The organism is Corynebacterium sp. 20-84 (genome assembly GCF_053479455.1).
The window spans coordinates 19,271-41,442 of sequence record NZ_JBRBCB010000014.1 but is presented as its reverse complement, the minus strand read 5'-3'; the positions used below and the strand labels follow the sequence as shown (position 1 = coordinate 41,442).

The following is a 22,172-nucleotide window of genomic DNA, read 5'->3' as shown; positions in this document are numbered from 1 at the left end:
AACGTGGTGGCGCCGAAGCTGATCGTGAGCGATATCGACGGCACGTTGCTGGACAGCAATGGTCGCGTGAGCCCCCGTCTGCGTGACGCACTGGCCCGTGCCGTGCGCGCAGGGACGAAGGTCGCGCTGGCCACGGGCCGGCCGCACCGGTGGCTGGCGCCGGTGCTCGACCAGCTTCCGTTCACCCCGATGTGCGTTTGCGCGAACGGCGCGGTGGTCTACGACCCGGCGCGCGATGACGTGCTGCACCGCCACGAACTGGACCCCGAGACTCTCGCGGACCTCGCGAACACAGCGATAGACGTGCTTGCGGGCCACACCGACTACGGCTTCGGCGTCGAGCGCGTCGGCGATTCCGCTTTCGACCCGGAAGACCAGTGTTTCCTGATCACCCCTGGTTACAGCACGGATTTGTGGGATATCGGATACGGCGTCGTCGGTGTCGACGAACTCGTGTCCGTGCCCGCCGCGAAAATTCTCGTGCGGCACAAGGCGATGACTTCTGCCGAGCTGTTCGACCTCATCGCTCCGGCTGTGGACCCCGCGCGTGCGCACGTGACCTATTCGATGAATGACGGGCTGATTGAGATCAGCGCGCCGGGCATTAACAAAGCGTCTGGTGTGTCGATCGTGGCCACTGAGCTGGGCATCGACCCGTCGGATGTCGTGGCATTCGGCGACATGCCCAACGACATCGAAATGCTCGCGTGGGCTGGAATGGGCGTGGCGATGGGAAACGCTGCACCGATCGTGCACGACGCCGCCGATGCGACCACCGCGTCGAACGATGATTTCGGTCTCGCCCGAGTCATCGAGCAATGGTTCTAGCCCGTACGGTTAAATAGCCCCATGCCGTTCATCGCCGCCATCGACCAAGGCACAACGTCGACCCGCTGCTACATCACCACCGCCGAAGGCGACGTGGTGGGAACCGCGCAATTCGAGCACGAGCAGATCATGCCGTGTGAAGGGTGGGTCGAGCACGACCCACGGCAGATTTGGCGCAATACGCGGCGCGCGCTTTCAGAGGCGCTTGTCGACGCCGACTTGGAGCTCGAAGACGTCGACGCCGTCGGCCTGACCAACCAGCGTGAGACCGCCGTGATCTGGGATAAACGGACCGGCCGGCCGATCTACAACGCGATTTGCTGGCAGGACACCCGCACCGAAGAATTCGGTCCCGAGAATGCGCCGAAGGACCGCTACATGCGCAAAACCGGTCTGCTGGCCAACTCGTATCCGGCGGGGCCGAAGTGGGCGTGGATCCTCGACAATGTCGAGGGCGCACGCGAGCGAGCGGAGAAGGGCGAGCTGCTCGCCGGCACGGTGGACACATGGCTGATCTGGAACCTCACCGGCGGTGCGCACAGCAGCAAGAAGGGCGGGATGTTCGACCTATTTACCTCCCGCAGCCGTGTGCAGCACGTCACCGATGTCACGAATGCGTCGCGCACGCTGCTCATGGATCTAAAGACCCTGGACTGGGACGAGAAACTGTGCAAAGAGATCGGCGTGCCCCGCGCGATCCTGCCGGAGATTCGTCCCAGCTTCGGGTCTTTCGGTGCGATGCGCCGCAAGAAGGGCACGCGTGATGTGCCGATCACCGGTGTGCTCGGCGACCAGCAGGCCGCGTTGTTCGGCCAGGGCTGCCTGGGCGAAGGTGAAGCGAAGATGACGTACGGCACCGGCCTGTTCATGTTGCTCAACACCGGCGACGAGGCGCAGTTCTCCGACCACGGCTTGCTCACCACCGTCGCGTACCAGGAGGCGGGCAAGCCGCCGGTCTACGCCCTGGAAGGCTCCGTCGCCGTCGGCGGTTCGCTCATTCAGTGGCTGCGTGACCAGCTGGGGATCTTGAAATCCGCCGCTGAATCGGAAACACTCGCTTCGCAGGTCGACGACTCAGCAGGAGTCGTCATCGTTCCCGCCTTCTCCGGTCTGTTCGCCCCGCGCTGGCGCCCCGATGCCCGCGGCGTGATCACCGGCATCACCCGGTACACCGATCGCCGCCACATCGCCCGCGCGGCTCTCGACGCGACCTGCCTCCAGACAGTCGAGGTCGTTCGTGCGATGGAAGCCGATTCCGGGATCACGGTGGACAGTTTGCGTGTCGACGGAGGTATGACCGGCAACGACCTGCTGATGCAGATGCAGGCCGATGCCCTCGGTGCCAATGTGGTCCGCCCGGACAATATGGAGACCACCGTGATGGGTGCCGCGAGCGCCGCATGCGTTGGCGCCGGTTTCGCGGACAAACCGCTGAGTCTCGGCGGGGAAACGACCTGGGAAAGCAAAATGGCCGGCCCCGATCGGGACCGGCTCATCGCGCAGTGGGAAGAAGCGGTCTCCCGCTCCCTCGACCTCGCCTAATTACTTCTCGACGTTCACGTCCACGTTGCCGGTGTTCGCCGAGTAGGTGATGTTGCCGCGTTCGAATTCGATGCGGGCGTCACCATTCTTCGCCGCGCCGTCGCTCTTGACGGGGCGACCCAGCGGGCCCAAGTCCATGCCCTGCTTGAGCCACGCGTTGGCGATCTTCTCCGGCATGACGATCTCTTCACCGTCACCGGTCAGGATCGCGATGCCCTTCTCGAAGAAACCGTACTGGTCGCCGCCCACGCCCTGGATAACCCCGTCGAGCTTGCCCAGCGTCGGCTCGAGCTTGCCCCAGGTGTCCTTGGCTTCCTCGCTGCCGACCAGGTTGACGACCTGGCCCACCACGGGGCGCATGCTGCTCAGTGTCATGCCGGGCAGGATCTCGAGGTTCGCGATGTGCTGTACCTGGCTCGGCAGCATGTCGTTCGCGGCCGCTGCCAGAAGCAGCGCACCGGCGACGGTGCCGGCAGCAGCGGCAATCGCCGTCGGGTCACCCGAGAGAACCTTCTCGAAGGAGATCGCACTCGAGGTCTTAGTCAGGTTGTTGATCGTGGTCGTCGATCCGTCCTCATTCGCGACAGTCCCAGTGGTGTTTGAATCAGACTTGTTCGAGTCAGAGGTGCTCGAATCAGAAGTGTTCGAGTCACTCGAGTCACTGCTCGGCTGCGACGGCTGCCACGGCGACGTGCTGCCGCCGTTGGTCTTGTCGTACTTTTCCTTGGCGTAGCGGCGGATGGTGTCCATCTGCGCGTAGAGGTTGTCGCCCGGACAATCGTTGTGGTGGAAGTCGCGGTGGGCGTTGATATTCGGGAATGTCTTGCCCTGGCCAGCCCCGTACTTGGAGCCGGGGAAGCTGAAGTTAGCCTGCAGGTAAGAGCTGCCGGTCGGGTCGAATTTGGCCACTGCGGCCTTCCAACCGATGATCTCACCCATGGCGCGCAGCGCTTCCTGGCTCGGGGTGGCCGAGTTGTAGTCGCCCATCATGGATACACCGAAGGTGTGCTGGTTGAAGGCGCCGACGTGTGCGCCTTCGACGGCGCGGTCCAGGCCGCCTGCGCGGCCTTCGTAGATATTGCCGTACTTGTCCACCAGTGCGTTGTAGCCGATGTCGCCCCAGCCGCGTGTCACGGCGTGGTACTGCCAGATGCCACGGACGACGCCCGGTGCCTGTGCCGCCGAGTAGTTATTGGAGCCCGCGGTGTGGTGCACAGTCGCGGCCTTGACCGGCTCGGTGTAGGTCGGGTTGCTGCTGCGGCCAGCGCCCCAAGTAGAACGGGAGACAACGCGCGGCATGCCATTGGCGTTGGACTGCGCCGGCGCGATCTCGCCGTCGACAGTGCCCTCGCCGCCGTTGATGAACACAGCTTCAAGGTCATCAGCACTGGTTGGCTGCGCATTCGCCGGTGCCTCCGGTGCCTCCGGTGCCTCCGGTGCGGCCGGAGCTTCCTCCGGCAGTTCCTCGACATCTGCGACAGGTGCGATGTCGCCGAGGTTGGATGGCAGCGCGCGAGGCACATCGCCAATTGCTGCTGGGGTACCCGGATCCGGGACAGTCGGCAGGTCGACGACCTCGGAGCTCGGCAGGGCTTCGTCGTTAAGCGCTGGCTCTTCCGGCACGTCCGGGATCTCGTCCTGGTCGGTGACGGTCTCGGCCATGTCGAGGTTGGTCTCGGCCATGTCGAGGTTGGTCTCGCCCAGGTCGACGTTGGTGGTCGAGACCTGGATCTTCTTCGTCGGTTCGACGTAGATCGGCTCGGTGCCCTGGACCTCGGTTCCTTCCGGGCCGGGCTCGGGGTCCATGCGGTACCACTCCGACCACGTGCCGTCGGCACGCTCGGCGCGGACGTACGCCGCGATGTCGCGCTCGCCTTTCCACGTGAGGCCGAAGATGGAGAATTCCTCGTCGCGGGTGAATTCCTTCACCGTGCGGGGCTCGTCGCCCTCGCCCTGTGTCGCGATGGCTGCGTCCTGCACCACGACGTTTTCGCCGTCGCCGAAGGAAGCAGACGAGCTGGTGACATTCACCTCGCCGCCGCCCACGTCTTGGGTCTTGAGGATCTCGTTGCCGCCGAATGCGCCTGCGGCGACAAGCGCGATGGAGGTGACGGCCGCGAGGACCGGGGTCTTCCTGGCAGAAGACGGATTCAGCCGACGTCGTTGTTTCACGGTGAACGCTCCTGAGTAAATAGTGACAGCTGTGACTAATCTAGATCCTAAGCGACGAATGTGAAAACTGTGGTCAATGTGATTTTGTGGCGTGTCGCGTGTGCGCCATCCACCACCGACCGCGCCCCGCTAGCCTTGGGCCTATGACTTATGACCTCATCGTCGTCGGATCCGGGTTCTTCGGCCTCACCATTGCCGAGCAAGCAGCGAGCGAATTGGGCAAGCGCGTTCTTGTCGTCGAAAAGCGTGCCCACATCGGTGGCAACGCGTACTCCGAAGCTGAACCCGAAACCGGCATTGAGGTCCACAAATACGGTGCCCACCTCTTCCACACCTCGAATGACCGCGTGTGGGAGTACGTCAACCGCTTCACCGATTTCACCGACTACCAGCACCGCGTGTTCGCCATGCACGACGGCACGGCCTACCAGTTCCCGATGGGCTTGGGCCTGATCAACCAGTTCTTCGGCCGCTACTACAGCCCCGACGAGGCCAAGGCGCTCATCGAGGAGCAGCGCGAGGGCAAGGACCCGGCCGAGGCCACCAACCTGGAAGAGCGTGGCATCGCGCTGATCGGCAAGCCGCTCTACGAGGCCTTCGTCAAGCACTACACCGCCAAGCAGTGGCAGACCGACCCGACCGACCTGCCACCGGAAATCATCTCCCGCCTCCCGGTGCGCTACACCTTCAATAACCGCTACTTCAACGACAAGTACGAAGGCCTGCCCGTCGACGGCTACGCCGCCTGGCTGGAGAAGATGGCCGAATCCGACCTTATCGACGTCAAGCTCGAGACCGACTGGTTCGACGTCCGCGACGAGCTGCGCGCCGAGTCCCCCGACGCCCCGGTCGTCTACACCGGCCCGCTCGACCGCTACTTCGACTACTCCGAGGGCCGTCTCGGCTGGCGCACCCTCGACTTCGAGCAGGAGGTCCTCGACACCGGCGATTTCCAGGGCACCCCGGTGATGAACTACAACGACGCGGACGTCCCGTACACCCGCATCCACGAGTTCCGCCACTTCCACCCGGAGCGCGACTATGGCGACGACAAGACCGTCATCGTCAAGGAGTACTCCCGCTTCGCCGAGGACGACGACGAGGTCTACTACCCGATCAACACGCCCGAGGACCGCTCGAAGCTAGAAGCTTATCGACGTCTCGCCGCCGCCGAATCCCGCGACAACAAGGTCCTGTTCGGTGGCCGTCTTGGCACCTACCAGTACCTGGACATGCACATGGCCATCGGCGCCGCCCTGTCCGTCTTCGACAACCACGTCCGCACCTACTTCGAAGACGGCAAGCCCATCGACCAGCCGCGTGGGCACTAGGAGAAGACCGTGGCTGAAGAAATTTTTGTGCACCTCTCGTGCCCGCACTGCGCCAGCGTGATCGAGCGCTATTTGGTGGTCGCCGCCGAGCGCGACGCGCTCGCCCCGCCTCGGCAGATGCTGATGCGCTAGGGCATTTTTGCTTATCGACGCTCCCCCTCACGCCCATTTCCCAAACGCCATGCAAACGGGTTTCAAAACGCCAACTGGATGGCTTTCGAAATGACAACCTGCCGGTTTTCAAAACGCAAACCAGATGCCTTTCAAAATGACATCCTGATTCTTCTAGCTGCTATGATAACACTCCACGAGTGGCGTGTACTTGCCGCGTCTTGCGGATGGAGAATTGGAGCGAGCGCTCAGCAGCTCACGAGCGCGGAGGACGACAAGATGACGATGCCGTGGCCGACTGAAGACGAACAGGGTCGCACGCTCGACAATGACACGTCGCCAGGAGACCAGATCTGGGTATCCGTGGCGCTCGCAGTGGCCGCCGTGCTCGTCGGGGGCTACTTCATTGTCCAAGCGCTGGGGGATGCCGCGGCAGATCCCTGGCAGCCGGTGGTGTACGCAGCGATCACGCTCCTGTTCGTCGGGAATTCGATCCTCGGCGTCCGAATTGGCATTCGTACCAGGCGTTACCTTCGTGCGAGGGGGCTCGATGACCGAGGGCGGCCACTGTCTCGGTAGTGAGAGCCTGGTCTGATGGATCGCGGCACGCGCCAGGCGAAGGGGCAATTTATCTTCACCGGCTCGACGGCACCCGGGGCGGACGCGACGAGCCACTCGGGCGCAGGCCGATTTGCCCGCATAACTATGTCGACGATGACCTTGTTCGAGACCGGGGAATCCGACGGGTCGGTTTCTCTTGCCGCAGTGGTCGCTGGTGATTCGCTGCCGTTTTCCGCTCCCTCGTTAACGCTGCCTGAACTCGCTGAACGTGTGTGCCGAGGCGGATTGCCGTACAACGTTGGTCTACCGCTCGAAGACGCGTTAGAGAACGTCCGAGACTACGTACAGACTGTCGCGGACGTAGACATCCATGCTCCTGACGGCGTGAATCGTGACTCTGAGCGTGTGAGGCGGATGATCCGCTCGCTTGCCTGCGGTGTCGGCACAGAGCTTGAGCTGCAAACCATTGCGACCGATTCCGATTCGTCGCGCGTAACCACACGGGACTATCTCGACGCACTAGCGAGCATTTTCGTCTCCGTGGATCAGCCAGCGCGGTTCACGCACTTCGCTCAAAGGCGACGCTTCGGAAGGCGCCGAAGCGCCACCTCGCAGACCCCTCCTTCGCCATGGCAGCACTCGATCGCGGTCCGGAGCACCTGCTGCGCGATCCCGCATATTTCGGCCAACTCTTTGAGTCCCTCGTGGTACATGAACTGCGGGCGCTCACGGGCAGAACGGTCTACCACGCTCGTCTGAACACGAAATTAGAGGTAGACGCGGTCGCGAACGCCGGCGGCCGGGACGTGCTCGTTGAGGTGAAGCTCGGCTACAGTCCCGAGGTAATCGATCACGCCGCCGACACGCTCAAACGGTTCGCTGGCCAGCTAGAGGACGATCCGGCGTTGGTGGTCATCACTTCTGGTGGCCCGGCCATCCGACGCAACGATGGCGTCACGGTGATCCCGATCGGGGCGCTGGGACCGTAGCAATGGCGCGCGGCGCACCGCAGCTTAGAAGGGAGGTAACCCAAGTGTGGCCTTTAGCTGCCGCAGCTGTTGCCTTGAAAAGGTCTAAGCGGTTATCGCGCTTTTTTGCGATTCGGAGGTGCCCAAGGAGAAAACGTCACGCGATTGCAGGCATGCCCACTCTTTACTATCTCTTGCTATCTTTACTATTTGGCTCTGCCGGCGCGAGGCTTATGCCAGCGCGTGCCTGCCCGCGGCCTCCGATTCAACAACTGTGTCCGGCTCGCAATGGCCTTTGAAGATCTGCACTGCACCCCACGCCGCGACGATGAGCGGCAGCGCGATGAACATTAATGCCGGCATGTGCGTGACCATTTCGTCGAGCATTGCGTTGCCCGTCGCTGGGCACAGCGGGTTGGCCACGGTGAACAGCAGTGTCAGGACGGTGACCGGCCAGTGTATGGGGGAGTGCAGCCGGCACACCGATCAGCCGCGTGGGCACTAGGGTTAGCGGATAGCGCCCACGCTGTTGATGACCATGTAGATGCCGACAATCGCCGCGACCCAGAGGAGCGTCACCTTGGCCTCGTACTGAAGGCGGGGGATGGCCTTCTCAAGGCGAGGGAAGAATCTCTGTCCCGCAACGAGCGCGATCGCCGCCAAGATCACGGTCGGCGCGATCATGACCCCGCAGTACGCGGCGATGGCTGCTACCTGTCCTGCCATCGGGGTGTCCCAGTCGCTGATGATTCCCATCGCCGCGATATAAGGCAGCATGGTCGCTGCTTCCGTCACGGAGGCTCCCAGCCCCAAGATGATCATCTTGGGCAGGCTGGTTTGGATGGGCTTGTTCAGCTGCTTCGGTAGCTCGCCCGGGGCGGGTTTGACTGGGTCGGGCGCAAAGATCCCGAAGATGGCGAGAATTGCTCCCATTACGAGGGTGATCCAGGGGAAGACGGGCGTGTCGGTGATTCGTTCTACGTACGAGCCGAGGCCAGTGAAGCCGAGGAGCATGGCGACTCCAAGGGCGAAATACACCGCCGCGACGGTGAGCAGGTAGGCAGCGAGCGCGGGCATGCGCACGTTTCGCCACATGAGAATGAGTGCCAGAGGGATGACGAGCGTGCCGATGCTCAAGCTGTCGAGCAGAGCTAAACCGACGAGCGGAAGGAGGGAGTGCATGGCGGGAAACCTTTTGTCGTACGTTCGTAAGGGACTCTTACGAACGTACGACAGGCTAGGCTTGTATGCAACCATGAATGACTTTTCGCTGGACCACCAGTTCTCGGAATCGGCTGCTGCCGTTGCGGATGCGACCATCCGAATTATCGCGTCACGCGGCCTCGATGCAGTCAGCGTGCGCGAAGTGGCCAAGGAATCCGGATTCGCCGCGGGATCCGTGCAGTACCACGCCTCAAACAAGGAGACCCTGCTGGCTCACGCGTTCATTCGCTCCTTTCGGCGGCAGAGTGCCCGCGTGCGTGCGGTACAAGAGCCCGACAATGCATTCGAGGAGTGGGTTGTACGGCTTTCTGAGCTTCTCCCCCTCGGTGGCGAGCGATTCGAAGACGCGGCGATCTGGGTCACCTACGGTTCGGCCTCGGCAACGCGTGACTGGATAGCTGAGCTTTACAGCGAGGTGCTCCGCGGCTTTCAGCTAACGGTCGTAGAGGCGCTAGGCGGCAAGGGCAACGCCGAGCGTAAGTCGCGGCTGATCACGGCACTGGTGAACGGCTTGGCTATTGACAACCTGAGTACTCCTGAGTCGGAAGCAGATCGTGTCGTCGGCGACCTCCGTGAAGGCCTTCGCTTGATTCTCGGCGGCTAGCTTCCTTGTGTTGCCGAAAAGCATTCGCGCACGCGAGATGCGAGACAAACAATCGTCGAAATGCAGCAAGGCTGCCGCGGGTGGTGCTACAACCCAGCTGACGCTGATTCCGTGCTCAACGAGGTGGACCGCAAACTCTCCGGTTCAACGACCGCTTCTGGCTCGCTGCGGTCTTTGAGGATCTGGACCGCTCCCCACGCCGCGACGATGAGCGGCAGCGCCATGAACATGAAGCCCGGCATGTGCGTGACCATTTCGTCGATCGTGGCGTTGCCGGTGGCGGGCCAGAGCGGGTTGGCCACGGTGAGCAGTAGCGCCAGGACAGTGACCGGCCAATGCATGGGGGAGCGCGGGCGGCACACGGTGAGCACGAACGGGATGAACCAGATCGCGTAGTAGTTCTGCATCAGCCCGCTGACCATGAAGCCACCGGCGAAGCACACAGCGATCGCCGTGAAGCTGAACATCACCGGGTCGACTTCCTTCCAGCGCCATAGCGTGACAACGGCTGCCAGCGTCCCCACGAGCGTCAACACCGTCAGCGCCATCACCGTCGCATCCGACCAGCCGTGCACGATGGCGAGCCCGCCGATCGAACCGTTGAACCGGGGGCGGGGTTCGCTCAAGTAGGGGACGAGGTTGGTGAAAAACAGCTCGGGCTCGGCAATGGTGAACCAGCCGATCGCGAATGTGACGATGGAGACCAGCGCCGCAACAGCGACGACGGCGACTTGCGCGAACGCCAACGACACGATGAAAAGGACGCCGAACTGCGGCTTGATCGACACCGCGATGCCGGCCACGATGCCAGCGGCCCACGCCTCCGGGCGGTTGAAGTGCCCCTTCCAACCGACACCTTTTTCACGCAGGCGCAACGAAAGCCACACGAACAGTACCTCGAGCAGCAGCATGAAGCCGTTGATATTGGTCAGTGCCAACGTGAACTGGACAGGCTCCGGGGTGATGAAGAAGAAGGACACGGTGAGCGGGAACGCGAAGTGGAACCAGCGGCGGGAGCCCATCCACGACGCCAATGCGATCGCGCCGATGATCGAAGCCGCGCCCAAATAGGCCATTACGGCTCGGGCCATGGACTCAGTGGGGAACAACGCCACCGGTGAGATCAGGACGGTGCCCGCCGGACTGTAGAGATAGTGCGGCATATCGATGGTGTAGTCAGAGTTGAACACCGGCTCGCCCGCCCAGTATTTATTTGCTGCGGTCCAGATCGGCGTGAAGTCCGTGCCCGGATTGATCAGCGGGAACATGAACGCCGAGCGGAGAAGTACGAAACCCATCAGCGTGTAGAGCAGCGGGATTGCGATGCGGTGAACCGGTGCGCCCGCGGCCTCAGTGGCGCGGCGGGTCGCAGGGGAGTCGTCGATAAGCACAGCCGGGAGATTAGCACGCCGAAATAGAATAATGAGCCTCCCAAAATGACCATAAGGTTAACAGCAGTGTTCATTTCGAAGCCATTAAGTGAACGGCCCATGAACACAGCTTCCGCGGCAACATTCGATCTATTTTTATTCACGCTATTGTGCCTGCATAGGGCACGGTTATTTGTTTGAAGGTTATCAATGCTTGTTGCTCACCAACCATCTGCTAAAGTTAACGCCAGGTTAACAACGGGCGAAAGCTCGAGACCTTGCCCCGGGGTTCCCCTCGGGCGCATCTTCAATTTCATGGCAATCAGCATTACGAAAGGAGGATGCCATGATCGCAATCAACAACATTTCCAAGGACCTGCACGCTCGGTTCGATGAGGAGCTCGGCGCACACATCGTCGAGACGATCTTCCGCGACACCTTGAGCGAGCACCTGCAGCGGGCGAACGTGACCGATTGGGTTCCCGTGCTTGCCGGCCGCGATGCAGCTGAAAAGCTCTCGCGCTTCGCAGACGGCACCCTCGATACCGGTGACTTCTCCGGATCCCTGGTTGCCGCATAAAGCGATCCGAATCTGCCCCGTCCCAGCCCAGCTGGCACGGGGCTTTTTCGTATCATCCATTGACAGGCCCGCTCGCGGAATCGGAGGCCGAGTCAACGTCGATCCACTCCTATCGCTTTGGGCGCGGCTTCACCGAGTTGTAGCGGTGAGTAATGGAGTGGTTGTCCGGGACGGAATCCGAGCTATCGCGCTTGAAGAAGTGGATCTGGTGTCTGTGCCGCTCTCATTCACGCCCGACGCTACTAAATATGGGTCAATGCGGATACCGATGCACCTTCCTGTGCTCGAACCAGGCCCAAATCAAAGAAGCCAAGAACAACAGTGGCGTAATCCATGCCAGACGATGCCACCAATGTGCTCCAAAATATGATTCATCAGCACTTAGTCCTGCTAGATAATTGATTACAAGCGTTGCGATGAACAGAACTACAACGACAGTAACGCTCCACCAGTAGGCTGCGCTTTTCTGTTTACGCATCAAGGCCATCCTCCTAAATACATGTTCGCTGGTTTAGCGCGAGTTTGCGTGGTTAGTCGTCTCCCCCCACCCGGATTACATCGTTCGGCTGAAGTCCAACATCAGGGCACCGTGGCGCTCACGCACGCCAGCCCTTTTTTGAACATGATGACCCCTTTTCCAGATTTCCAAGATGCCCGGCTCGTCACCGGCTTGCCTCAAACCTACGGCGAATGAAAGTAGCAAGGCGCTGCAAGTTTCAGCGGGTGACCCGCTAAACCCGCAGTGTACTATTTCACCCCGCTATGCACTCCGAAACCGGAAGAGCCGTTTTAGTCGTTATTACGGTCTCGGTCCCGCGCGCCGGGGGAGTGCATTTCTGGCCCAGCTATTAACGTTGAGTCCGTGAATGACATGAAAGCCGTGGATGTCCTGCAACGCATTCTGCTGCCCCGGAAGGGTGAGCCGCACGATGTGCGGATGCTTTACCTGATCGAGTCGGAGCAGAACACGAAGAGGGCGAGCTGGCCCGACCGGACGCGGGTGACCGTGCCGGAAGGGGCGGAGGTCTCGTTCCAGACGTACTTCAACGCGTTCCCGGCGAGCTATTGGCGTCGCTGGTCGCAGCTGGACACGGTGGTGCTGGCCATGGATGTTGAGGGTGCGGCGACGATCTCGGTGTACCGCTCCAAGCACGACGGTGTGCGCATCGCGGTGACCAATGTGGAGGCGCAGGACGAGCGGGTGGAGATCCCGCTGAAGCTGGCCAATTTCGAGGACGGCGGTTGGCTGTGGTTCGACATCAACGCGGAGTCGGACGCGACGATCGCGAATGCGGGCTGGTGCTCGCCGCAGGAACCGGATCAGCAGGTGCTGCCGGACGGGACGACGATCGAACCGTCGGAAAAGAAGGTCGCGGTGGGCATCCCGACGTTCAACCGCCCGCGCGACGCGGTCAACGCGCTGCATGCGCTGGCGGAGGATCCGCTGGTGCTTGGCGCGATCACGGATGTGCTCATGCCGGACCAGGGCAACCAGCACCCGGCGGACGAGCCGGACTTCGCGGAGGCGGAGGAGAACCTCGGCGGCCGGTTGAAGATCTTCAGCCAGGGCAACCTTGGTGGCTCGGGCGGCTACTCCCGCATCATGTACGAGGCCCTGCACCAGACGGATGCGCCGTTCATTCTGTACATGGACGACGACATCGCCATTGAGCCGGATTCGATCCTGCGTGCGGTGCAGACGGCGCGCTATGCAAAAAGCCCGATTCTGGTGGGCGGGCAGATGCTCAACCTGCAGGACCGCAGCCAGCTGCGCACCTCGGGCGAGCAGGTCAACCGCGCGGACTTCATGTGGGGAGCGGCGCCGCACGCGGTGTACGACCACGACTTCGCCAAGTACCCGCTCGGCTACGTGGGCACGGAGGAAGAGGACCTCGACCCGCGCAAGACCACGTCGCGCCCGCTGCACCGGCGCATCGACGTCGAGTTCAACGGTTGGTGGATGTGCCTCTTCCCGCGCGTGGTCGCGGAAAAGATGGGTCTGCCGCTTCCGCTGTTCATCAAGTGGGACGACACGGAGTACTCGCTGCGCGCAGGACAGGCAGGCTTTCCGACGGTCACCTGGCCCGGTGCCGCGATCTGGCACATGGCCTGGGCGGACAAGGACGACGCGATTGATTGGCAGGCGTATTTCCATATGCGCAACCGCCTGATCGTTGCGTCGATGTACCTGGACGGCGAGCCGAACGGCCTGCTCAGGTCCATGCTGCGCTCGAGCTACAAGCACTTCATGTGCATGGAGTACTCGACGATGGCAATCCAGATCGAGGCGATCAAAGACTTCCTCGCGGGGCCGGATCAGCTCTTCGACATTCTCGAGTCCTCCTTGCCGCGCATCCAGGGGGTGCGCAAAGACTACTCGGACGCGCAGATCATCGAGTCGGCTTCGGACCTGCCGGCGCCGACGGGCGCGCCGGGCGTGCCCACGAACAAGCTCGGCGGACGGTTGGCCAAGGTCAAGAAACTCCCGTGGGCAGTGAAGTCGCTGCTGCACATGCGCAAGGACGAAGACCGCGCGCATTGGGAGGCACCGCAGCTCAACCTCACGGCTGAGGAAGCTCGCTGGTACACGCTCTCGCGCGTGGATTCGGCGACGGTGTCCACGGCGGGCGGCACGGGCGTGGCATTCCGCAAGCGCGACAAGCAGCTCGCGCATGACCTGATGGCAGAAACGCGCGCCCTGCACAAGCAGATCAAGGAGCGGTGGCCGGAGCTCACCCACGCGTACCGGGAGGCGAAACCGCAGCTGACCAGCCACGAGAACTGGGAGAAGATCTTCAATGAGCAATAAGAACTCGTGGGATAGCAAGGAAGCGGAAGTCCTCGAGCGCATTCAGGGCGCGCTTTTCGACGCCCCGTGCGTCCTCCCCGCCGCACGCGGCATGAGCCACTTTGGCGAGCATGCCCTGGGGTGGATGGGGATCGCGGGGGCGGGCGCGGCCGTCGATAAGCAAAGGCGACGTAAATGGCTCGCCATGGGCGCGGGTGCCTTCACCTCCCATGCGGCGTCGGTGGTGCTCAAGCGCATTGTCCGGCGACGCCGGCCCGATGATCCGCGGGTGAAAATCGGTGTGGGAACTCCGTCGAAGATGAGTTTCCCGTCCTCGCACGCGACGTCGACAAGCGCTGCGATGGTTCATCTTGCCGACATCACCGGGTCGAAACTCCCGTACGTCGGAATTCCAATTATGATGACCTCCCGCATGGTCCTGGGGGTGCATTACCCCACGGACACCCTGGCCGGCGCGCTGCTCGGTATCGGGGTGGCACGAGCCGCAATCAACATTGAGAGGCGAACAGCGTGACACAGCCTGTAGACGAGCCGTTTCTGAAGTCCGAGCCCCACACCGAGGGCGTCGATTACAACCGGAAGAAGACGGCTCCGAAGAACCTGCCGGACGCGATGATCAAAGGCCTGCGGCCGAAGCAGTGGGTCAAAAACGTCCTGGTGCTCGCCGCGCCGCTGGCCGCGGGCGCAGACGCGTTCACGTCGCGCACCTTCATCGATATCGCGCTGGCGTTCATCGTGTTCTGCTTCGGCGCGTCCTCGATTTACCTGGTCAACGACGCGCGCGATGTCGACGCGGACCGTGAGCACCCCACGAAGCGCTTCCGCCCGATCGCGTCGGGCATGCTGCCGATCAACCTCGCGTACGTCATGGCCGTTGTGCTCATCGCGCTCGCGATCGGCCTGTCGTTCTTAGCTACGGACGGGCGCGCGCTGGCCACGGTTGTCGGCGTGTACATCTTGCTGCAGCTGGGCTACTGCTTCGGCTGGAAGCACATCCCGGTGATCGATATCGCGCTGGTCTCGTCGGGCTTCATGCTGCGCGCGATGGCCGGTGGCGTGGCGGCGGGAATCGACCTCTCGCAGTGGTTCCTGCTGGTCGCCGCATTCGGCTCGCTGTTCATGGCGTCCGGTAAGCGCTACGCGGAGCTGCTGCTGGCGGAACGCACGGGCGCGAAAATCCGCAAGTCCCTGCAGGGCTACACGCAGACATACCTGCGTTTTGTGTGGACGCTGTCCGCGACAGCCGTGGTCATGTCGTACGCGCTGTGGGGCTTCACGCTTAGCGACGGGGTCGAGGAAGGCCAGGGCCTGTGGTACCAGATTTCCATGGTGCCGTTCATCATCGCGATCCTGCGCTACGCCGCAGAGGTAGATAGCGGCAACGGCGGCGCGCCGGACGAGATCGCGCTCGAGGACCGCGTCCTGCAGGCGCTCGCCCTGCTGTGGATCCTCGCGATCGTGATGGCTGTCTACGTCGCGCCAGCGATGGGTTAATATATCGCGCATGGAAAAACGCGCCCGCATATCGCTGCTTGTATCGGCAGCTCTTGCGGGCGTTCTCGCATTTGTGGGCGGGTGGGCCCGCCGCTGGATCAGCGATGATGGCCTGATTGTGCTGCGCACGGTGCGCAATATCCTGGCGGGCAACGGCCCAGTCTTCAATCTCGGCGAGCGCGTGGAGACGAACACGTCGACGCTCTGGCAGTACCTGATCGTGGCATTCAGTTGGGTACCTGGCCTGCGTCTCGAGGACGTGGCCATGTGGCTGGCGCTTGTGCTGACCGTGATCGGCGTGGTTTCGGCGACGATGGCGTCGGGCACACTGTGGCAGCGTGTGCATCCGGGGCTGGTCGCGCCATTCGGTGTGATCATCTATATCGCACTTCCGCCGGCGCGGGACTTCGCCACCTCCGGTCTCGAGTGGGGATTGTCGCTGGCATGGATCGGTGTGTGGTGGGCGCTGCTGGTCAAGTGGTCCGCCGGCGGGCGGGCTGAACTGTGGCTTGCATTCTGGGCTGGGCTGTCATGGCTGGTCAGGCCCGAACTGGCACTGTACGGCGGCATCACCGGGATCGTGCTGCTCGCGACGGCGCGAACAGACTGGAAGCGGATCGGCCTGATTCTGGCGGCGGCATTGCCGGTGCCGGCGGCCTACCAGATCTTCCGCATGGGCTATTACGGCCTGCTCACCCCGCACACTGCCGTGGCGAAATCGGCATCTGGTGCTCATTGGGGCACTGGCGCAGGCTACGTGTGGGACACGGTCAGCCCGTATGCTCTGTGGGCACCGGTGATTGTCGCTGCGGGGCTCGGCATCTACTGGGCGCTGCGTTTGTCCTCGCGGGAGAAGCTCGTGGCGGCGGTCGCGGTCGGCTGCGGTCTGCTGCACCTGCTCTACGTCGTGCGGGTCGGCGGCGACTTCATGCACGGGCGCATGGTGCTTCTGCCACTGTTCGCGATGCTGCTGCCGGTCGCGGTGGTGCCGCTAACTCTGGTGGGCGGCATCTGTACTGCGGCCCTGGCGCTGTGGGCGGGCATCGTGGTTGCGCGTGGTCACGAGTTGGGTTTCGAACCGTTCGAGGCGGACCCGGAAAATCTGACCATCGTCGACGAGCGGGAGTTCTGGACGGCGGTGCTGCTGCGCGAGTCGGGCGATCCGCCACGGTATAAAGAGGACTTCCTAACCAGCGACCTGATGAACGGGTGGACGGAAGCCGTCGAAGAAGCGGAAGCCAAGAATGCGGGTGCGCTCGCGATCATTCTGAAGCAGAAGGACCCGTTCGTCTACGACTGGGTGGCGCTGGATCGCGTGGGGAAGGATTCGGACCTGCAGAATATCGCGCCCACGGCTTACCTGATCAACCTGGGAATGATCAGCGCGAATGCCGACTTGGAGATGCGCGTGCTTGACGATGTCGGGTTGGCCACCCCGCTTGCGGCACGCCAACCGCGCATCGAGGACGGCCGCATCGGCCATGACAAACAGTTGCCAGGGCATTGGAAATTCGCGGACACAGCTGTGGACGTGGAGGGGCTGCTGGGGAACGACGACGATAAGCAGAAAGTGCGTCAGGCGCGCGCGGCATTGCGCACGCCTGAGGTCGCTGAACTGCTGGCCACTTCGCGCGAGCCGATGAGTGCCGAACGATTCATGGCGAATATGAAATTCGCGCTGACGAAGGGGCGCACCCTGGAAATCGCTTCGGATCCGGCTGTGTACCTCGATGAGGAAACGAAAGCTCGCATTGCGCGCGGCGAAGACGTCGGTCTATCTGGACAGCGAGTTGCCTGGCCAGCGGACTAGTAGAGTTAGAATTCAGAGATTGATAACATCACGGTAACGCTTTGCGATACACCTGTGTGTAATCCTGAAAATCTTTGACTTATCTGATTGGTGGACACATGAACGCGACTAAGTCTCTCCGTCGTTCGCTGCTGGCCCTGCTCATGGCGCTCGCCGCAGCAATGACGTTGATGGTGGCGACTCCGGAAGGGGCCAAGGCTGCCGATAACCGCGGCTGGCTGCGCCGCGATGCCACCGGACACTGCACCTGGGATCCGGTCAAGTACTGGGTCCAGCGCTGCGATGTGTACTCGCCGGCGATGAAGCGCACCATCCCGGTGCAGATCGTGCCGGCCGCACGTGGCGGTAATGCGGGCCTGTACCTGCTCGACGGTCTCCGCGCGACGGAAAAGACCAACGCATGGGTCAAGGACGTCAACGCTGCCGCGGTGTACGCGAACTCCAACATCACGCTGGTCATGCCGGTCGGCGGTGAGGGCTCCTTCTACGCCGACTGGGCGTATGACCCGAAGTACGGCGAAGGCAAGCCGTACCTGTGGGAGACCTTCCTGACCCGTGAGCTGCCGGGCTACCTGCAGCGTCAGTTCGGTGTTTCGCCGTCCAATAACTCCATCATCGGCCTGTCCATGGGCGGCACGGCGGCGATGAACTTGGCGGCCAAGCACCCGAACCAGTTCCGTCAGGTCCTGTCCTTCTCCGGTTACCTGACCACCACGTTGCCGGGCATGCAGACCTTGCTGCGTCTGTCGCTGCTCGACGCGGGCGGCTACAACCTGAACGCGATGTACGGTTCCCTGCTCAACCCGAACCGTTTCGCCAATGACCCGTTCCTGAATATGGGCGGCCTGCGCAACAGCGACGTGTACGTCTCCGCCGGCTCCGGCACCCCGGGTGCGGTCGATGCGAAGTACCTGCCGCAGCACCGCGCTGCGGGCATGGCGCTCGAGTTCGGTTCGATGGTGTCCACCCGCGTCTGGGAGGCGAAGGCGCGTGCGCAGGGTCTGCGCGTCACCTCCGACTACCCGGCGCAGGGTCTGCACAACTGGGACCAGTTCGGCAGCCAGCTGCACAAGACGAAGGGCCGCGTGCTCACGCACATGAACGCGTGGTAAATCGCCGCTAGATTCACCCTGGGTGACGGTGACTGCAGATACAGCTGTGGTCATTGTTTTCCAGGGTTTTTCTGTGTTCACGGCGTGTCCCTGCGGTAAAGTCTCAAGTGAAACTTAAACTTCATCACGAAGACCGGGCCCGGCCTGGGGGAGGGGAACCCCCAGGGCGGAGCGCCCGTTAGTCCGCCATACCGTCAAGCAATAAAAGGGCTCTCTAACATGCGCTTTACACCCCGACGTTCTCCCCGCAAGGTCACCAAAGGCCAATTGCTCGCAGTCGCCGCAGTTCCCACAGCTCTCGCTGTCGGGGTAGCAGTCGTGCCGGCTGTCGCGCAGAACGGCTCCTCCGACCTGTCCAGCTCCCTGTCCTCTGGCCGAGGCATCTCCGACGGCCTGCGCCCGTCCGATCCGCCGCCGCGCACGCCGATCGAGGTTGACGAGCACCCGCAGATCGAAGGTCTGCCCGAGGGCGTGTCCGTCGACCGCATCGAGTGGCTGACGCAGCGCCGCGTCGCCGTGTTCATCAATTCTCCGTCGATGCCGGAGAAGCCGATCCAGGTGCAGATCCTGCTGGCCCGCGACTGGCACTCCAACCCGCAGGCGAAATTCCCCGAGGTGTGGGCGCTCGACGGCCTGCGCGCACGTGAGGACGATTCCGGCTGGACCATCGAGACCAATATCGAGCAGTTCTACGCTGACAAGAACGTCAACGTCATTCTTCCGATCGGCGGCGAGTCCTCCTTCTACTCCGACTGGCAGAAGCCCAATAACGGCAAGAACTACAAGTGGGAGACCTTCCTGACCAAGGAGCTCGTCCCGCTGCTGAACAACCAGTACCGTTCCAACGGCAAGCGCGGCGTCGTCGGTCTGTCCATGGGCGGCACCGCCGCAGTCAACCTGGCGGAGCGCAACCCACACCTGTTCAACTTCGTCGGTTCCTTCTCCGGCTACCTGGACACCACCACCACCGGCATGCCGATGGCTATCAAGGCGGCTCAGAAGGATGCAGGCGGCTACGACTCCGAGGCGATGTGGGGTCCGCTGGGCTCCCAGGACTGGGTCGACCACGACCCGAAGCTGGGCATCGAGAACCTCAAGGGCAAGACTGTCTACGTCTCCGCCGGCTCCGGCCAGGACGACTACGGCCAGCCGGGTTCCGTTGCCACCGGCCCGGCAGTGCCGGCTGGTGTGGGCCTGGAGGTCATCTCCCGCATGTCCACCCAGACCTTCGAGCGCTACGCGAAGAAGGCGGGCGTGCCGATCATCACGCGGTACCGCCCGTCCGGTGTTCACGCCTGGGATTACTGGCAGTTCGAAATGACCCAGGCATGGCCGCACATCGCCGATGCCCTCGAGGTCTCCGAGGTCGACCGCGGCGCGGACTGTGCGCCGGTCGGCGCCATCGCCGAGGCCACCAAGAACGGTGTGATCGGCAGCTGCGTCACCAACGAGTACGACGTTGCCAGCGGCAAGGGCAAGGCCGAAGAATTCCGTGGCGGCACCGCATTCTGGTCCCCGGAGACCGGGGCGCAGGTCCTGTTCGGTGCCATCCTGGCCAAGTACAACGCACTTGGCGGCCCGGCTGGCTGGCTCGGTTTCCCGAAGACCGGCGAGCTGAAAACCCCGGACGGCAAGGGACGCTTCGTCCACTTCGAGCACGGTTCCGTCTACTGGACTCCGGACACCGGCGCGCAGGCGATCCCGGGCGATATGTTCGCCGCATGGGGCAAGTCCGGTTACGAGAAGGGCTCCCTGGGCTACCCAGTCGAGGAGGCCAAGCCAGCGGACGGCGGCTACGTCCAGAAATTCGAGAAGGGCTACCTGACCCGCAACCCGGAGAAGGACGGCAAGACCGACCACTTCTTCGTGTTCGGTGCCATCGGCGCCAAGTACGGCGAGATGGGCGGCGCCCGCTCCGACTTGGGCTTCCCGAAGGACAACGAGAAGAAGATCAAGGGCGGCTTCTTCCAGGAATTCGAGAAGGGCAATATCTACTGGTCGCCGAAGACCGGTGCCCACGTGATCTACCACGGTGAGATCTTCGACCACTGGGGCAAGAACGGCTGGGAGCAGGGCAAGTTCGGTTGGCCGACCTCCGATATGAAGGAGATCCCGACCGGCGGCCTGACCATCTCCTTCGAGAACGGCACCCTGGACCAGATCTTCGGCCAGGTCCGCGAGCGGAAGAACTAAACGGTATGCGCAAAACAGCGATCGCAGCGCTCCTTTCGGCGGCGGGGCTCACCCTCGCCGCATGCGGGGGCGCGACTGTGGACAGCGACGACGTGACGGAGACTCAGTCTCCGGCGGTGCCGAGCTCCGCGGAACAGACGACCACTGCGACGAGCACGGAAGCATCGACTGAGTCCAGCTCCGCAGCACCTGCCGCGCCGGCCGACGACCCGGCGGCGGGCGAGGGTGCGGCGAGCGAGGTGGAGAACACCCCCGACGCCGCACCGATGCGCCCGGAGACGGACGAAGCATTCCTGGAAGCTCTACGCGAAGGCGGAGTCAACGTCGAGGGAAATGAGGAGCAACTGGTAGGTACGGCTCGTACCATTTGCGACGGAAGTACCGTCACGCGTGACGCGGTGGCCGGGCAGCTCGTCGAGCAGCAGGCTACGGACATGGACGTCGAAGAGCTGTCCGAGCTCATCGAGACCGCGGCACGCGATAACCTCTGCTAAGCAGCTAGAAGGAGGGCCGCACGCTCGTGCGTACCCGGAGAGTTCTCACAATCATTGCCGCGCTCGCCGTCCTCGGCGTCATTGCATTCGGCGCGGCCCAATGGCTCGGCACGGGCGATAGCCCGCAAGCGCCTTTTCCTCCCCGCCCGCAGGAGACGAAGGCCAAGGAGCCGGACTGGTGCCCGGCGGTGGAGGTCATCTCCGCGCCGGGTACGTGGGAGTCGTCGAAGGACGATGACCCGTTTATGCCGCAGGCGAACCCGAAGAGCTTCATGCTGTCCATCACGAAGCCGCTGCAGGAGCAGTACGACATCAACCATGTCCGTGTGTGGACGTTGCCGTACACCGCGCAGTTCAAGAACATCCAGACCTCCCACGGCCGTAAAGAGATGAGCTACGACGACTCGCGCAACGAGGGCACCGACCGGATGAACGCGGAGCTGCGCTTTATCGACGAGACGTGCCCCTCCACCGAGTTCATTCTCGCCGGGTTCTCCCAGGGCGCGGTGATCGTGGGTGATATCGCCAGCGACATCGGCAACCATCGTGGCGTGGTCGCCCCGGAGAAGGTTCGTGGTGCGATCATGATTGCCGATGGACGCCGCGAAAACGGTGTGGGCATCAACCCGGGCAACCCGGTCGACGGCATCGGTGCGGAGATCGCGCTGCAGCCGCTCAACCGCGTCGTTCAGGCGGTCGTGCCAGGCGCGACGATGCGAGGCCCGCGCGACGGCGGCTTTGGGGCACTCAACGACCGGGCGATCGAGATCTGTTCGCCCGCGGACACCGTGTGCGACGCGCCCCAAGACGTGGGCAATGCGTTGGGCCGCGCACGCGAGCTCGTGGAAGCCACGGGCGTGCACGCCATGTACGCATCGAATCCAGACGTGATTCCTGGCTCCACCGCGAGCCAATGGGCCGTAGAGTGGATTCGCGAAAGTATTGACAGCAAAAACTAACTAGAAGCCA

19 protein-coding genes and 1 pseudogene are annotated in these 22,172 nt (G+C 62.9%); 16 read left to right on the top strand and 4 right to left on the bottom strand.

Going from position 1 to position 22,172, the window contains the following annotated elements; translation table 11 throughout:
* Nucleotides 1-6: 6 nt before the first annotated feature.
* Nucleotides 7-828 carry an HAD family hydrolase gene (locus ACUY2Y_RS10635; protein WP_448326399.1) on the top strand — a complete coding sequence of 274 codons (822 nt, stop codon included), beginning with the start codon at nucleotides 7-9 and terminating at the stop codon, nucleotides 826-828.
* Between the two features lie 21 nt (nucleotides 829-849).
* Nucleotides 850-2,370, top strand: coding sequence for a glycerol kinase GlpK (gene glpK / locus ACUY2Y_RS10630; RefSeq protein WP_448326344.1), 1,521 nt, complete (start codon nucleotides 850-852; stop codon nucleotides 2,368-2,370).
* Here the strand turns inward: glpK and ACUY2Y_RS10625 are convergent, their stop codons facing one another.
* Entirely contained in the window at nucleotides 2,371-4,542 is a 2,172-nt protein-coding gene (locus tag ACUY2Y_RS10625) for an N-acetylmuramoyl-L-alanine amidase (RefSeq protein ID WP_448326342.1), read from the bottom strand.
* 143 nt (nucleotides 4,543-4,685) lie between these two features.
* Here ACUY2Y_RS10625 and glf point away from each other — a divergent pair, with 143 nt between their 5' ends.
* From glf to ACUY2Y_RS10605, 4 genes and pseudogenes are all read left to right on the top strand, one after another.
* Entirely contained in the window at nucleotides 4,686-5,873 is a 1,188-nt protein-coding gene (glf, locus tag ACUY2Y_RS10620) for a UDP-galactopyranose mutase (RefSeq protein WP_448326340.1), read from the top strand.
* 9 nt (nucleotides 5,874-5,882) lie between these two features.
* Nucleotides 5,883-6,005 carry a hypothetical protein gene (locus ACUY2Y_RS10615; RefSeq protein WP_448326338.1) on the top strand — a complete coding sequence of 41 codons (123 nt, stop codon included), beginning with the start codon at nucleotides 5,883-5,885 and terminating at the stop codon, nucleotides 6,003-6,005.
* A gap of 162 nt (nucleotides 6,006-6,167) precedes the next feature.
* Nucleotides 6,168-6,563: a hypothetical protein gene (locus ACUY2Y_RS10610; protein WP_448326337.1), complete on the top strand. Its 396-nt coding sequence runs from the start codon at nucleotides 6,168-6,170 to the stop codon at nucleotides 6,561-6,563.
* A gap of 602 nt (nucleotides 6,564-7,165) precedes the next feature.
* Nucleotides 7,166-7,534 (top strand): annotated as a pseudogene (locus tag ACUY2Y_RS10605) (DUF4143 domain-containing protein); the annotation flags it as partial.
* Between the two features lie 210 nt (nucleotides 7,535-7,744).
* Here the strand turns inward: ACUY2Y_RS10605 and ACUY2Y_RS10600 are convergent.
* Both ACUY2Y_RS10600 and ACUY2Y_RS10595 read right to left on the bottom strand, forming a co-directional pair.
* On the bottom strand, nucleotides 7,745-7,936 hold the full coding sequence (locus ACUY2Y_RS10600; RefSeq protein WP_259901982.1) for a hypothetical protein: 192 nt from the start codon (nucleotides 7,934-7,936) through the stop codon (nucleotides 7,745-7,747).
* An 84-nt stretch (nucleotides 7,937-8,020) separates the two neighbouring features.
* Nucleotides 8,021-8,695, bottom strand: a complete 675-nt coding sequence (locus tag ACUY2Y_RS10595) for a GAP family protein (RefSeq protein WP_448326336.1) — start codon at nucleotides 8,693-8,695, stop codon at nucleotides 8,021-8,023.
* Between the two features lie 73 nt (nucleotides 8,696-8,768).
* Between ACUY2Y_RS10595 and ACUY2Y_RS10590 the strand changes: the two genes are divergently transcribed.
* On the top strand, nucleotides 8,769-9,341 hold the full coding sequence (locus ACUY2Y_RS10590) for a TetR/AcrR family transcriptional regulator (protein ID WP_448326334.1): 573 nt from the start codon (nucleotides 8,769-8,771) through the stop codon (nucleotides 9,339-9,341).
* An 86-nt stretch (nucleotides 9,342-9,427) separates the two neighbouring features.
* Here the strand turns inward: ACUY2Y_RS10590 and ACUY2Y_RS10585 are convergent, their stop codons facing one another.
* Nucleotides 9,428-10,732: a glycosyltransferase family 87 protein gene (locus tag ACUY2Y_RS10585; RefSeq protein WP_448326332.1), complete on the bottom strand. Its 1,305-nt coding sequence runs from the start codon at nucleotides 10,730-10,732 to the stop codon at nucleotides 9,428-9,430.
* Nucleotides 10,733-11,057: 325 nt separating this feature from the next.
* Between ACUY2Y_RS10585 and ACUY2Y_RS10580 the strand changes: the two genes are divergently transcribed.
* The 9 genes from ACUY2Y_RS10580 (at nucleotide 11,058) to ACUY2Y_RS10540 (ending at nucleotide 22,162) form a co-directional block, all read left to right on the top strand.
* Nucleotides 11,058-11,291: a three-helix bundle dimerization domain-containing protein gene (locus ACUY2Y_RS10580; protein ID WP_448326330.1), complete on the top strand. Its 234-nt coding sequence runs from the start codon at nucleotides 11,058-11,060 to the stop codon at nucleotides 11,289-11,291.
* Between the two features lie 871 nt (nucleotides 11,292-12,162).
* Nucleotides 12,163-14,100, top strand: coding sequence for a glycosyltransferase (locus ACUY2Y_RS10575; RefSeq protein WP_448326397.1), 1,938 nt, complete (start codon nucleotides 12,163-12,165; stop codon nucleotides 14,098-14,100).
* Complete coding sequence (locus ACUY2Y_RS10570) at nucleotides 14,090-14,614, top strand: phosphatase PAP2 family protein (protein ID WP_210574513.1); 525 nt, start codon at nucleotides 14,090-14,092, stop codon at nucleotides 14,612-14,614. The genes ACUY2Y_RS10575 and ACUY2Y_RS10570 overlap by 11 nt, the downstream gene beginning before the upstream one ends.
* A complete protein-coding gene (locus ACUY2Y_RS10565) occupies nucleotides 14,611-15,594 on the top strand; it encodes a decaprenyl-phosphate phosphoribosyltransferase (protein WP_259901975.1) in 984 nt (327 codons plus the stop codon). The genes ACUY2Y_RS10570 and ACUY2Y_RS10565 overlap by 4 nt, the downstream gene beginning before the upstream one ends.
* A gap of 10 nt (nucleotides 15,595-15,604) precedes the next feature.
* Nucleotides 15,605-17,404 (top strand): hypothetical protein, encoded by a 1,800-nt coding sequence (locus tag ACUY2Y_RS10560; protein ID WP_448326327.1) that lies wholly within the window; start codon nucleotides 15,605-15,607, stop codon nucleotides 17,402-17,404.
* A 98-nt stretch (nucleotides 17,405-17,502) separates the two neighbouring features.
* Nucleotides 17,503-18,516: an alpha/beta hydrolase gene (locus ACUY2Y_RS10555; protein ID WP_448326326.1), complete on the top strand. Its 1,014-nt coding sequence runs from the start codon at nucleotides 17,503-17,505 to the stop codon at nucleotides 18,514-18,516.
* Between the two features lie 219 nt (nucleotides 18,517-18,735).
* Complete coding sequence (locus tag ACUY2Y_RS10550) at nucleotides 18,736-20,709, top strand: alpha/beta hydrolase-fold protein (RefSeq protein WP_448326324.1); 1,974 nt, start codon at nucleotides 18,736-18,738, stop codon at nucleotides 20,707-20,709.
* 5 nt (nucleotides 20,710-20,714) lie between these two features.
* Entirely contained in the window at nucleotides 20,715-21,203 is a 489-nt protein-coding gene (locus tag ACUY2Y_RS10545) for a hypothetical protein (RefSeq protein ID WP_448326323.1), read from the top strand.
* Between the two features lie 26 nt (nucleotides 21,204-21,229).
* Nucleotides 21,230-22,162 carry a cutinase family protein gene (locus tag ACUY2Y_RS10540; protein WP_448326321.1) on the top strand — a complete coding sequence of 311 codons (933 nt, stop codon included), beginning with the start codon at nucleotides 21,230-21,232 and terminating at the stop codon, nucleotides 22,160-22,162.
* The last annotated feature ends 10 nt before the right edge of the window (nucleotides 22,163-22,172 follow it).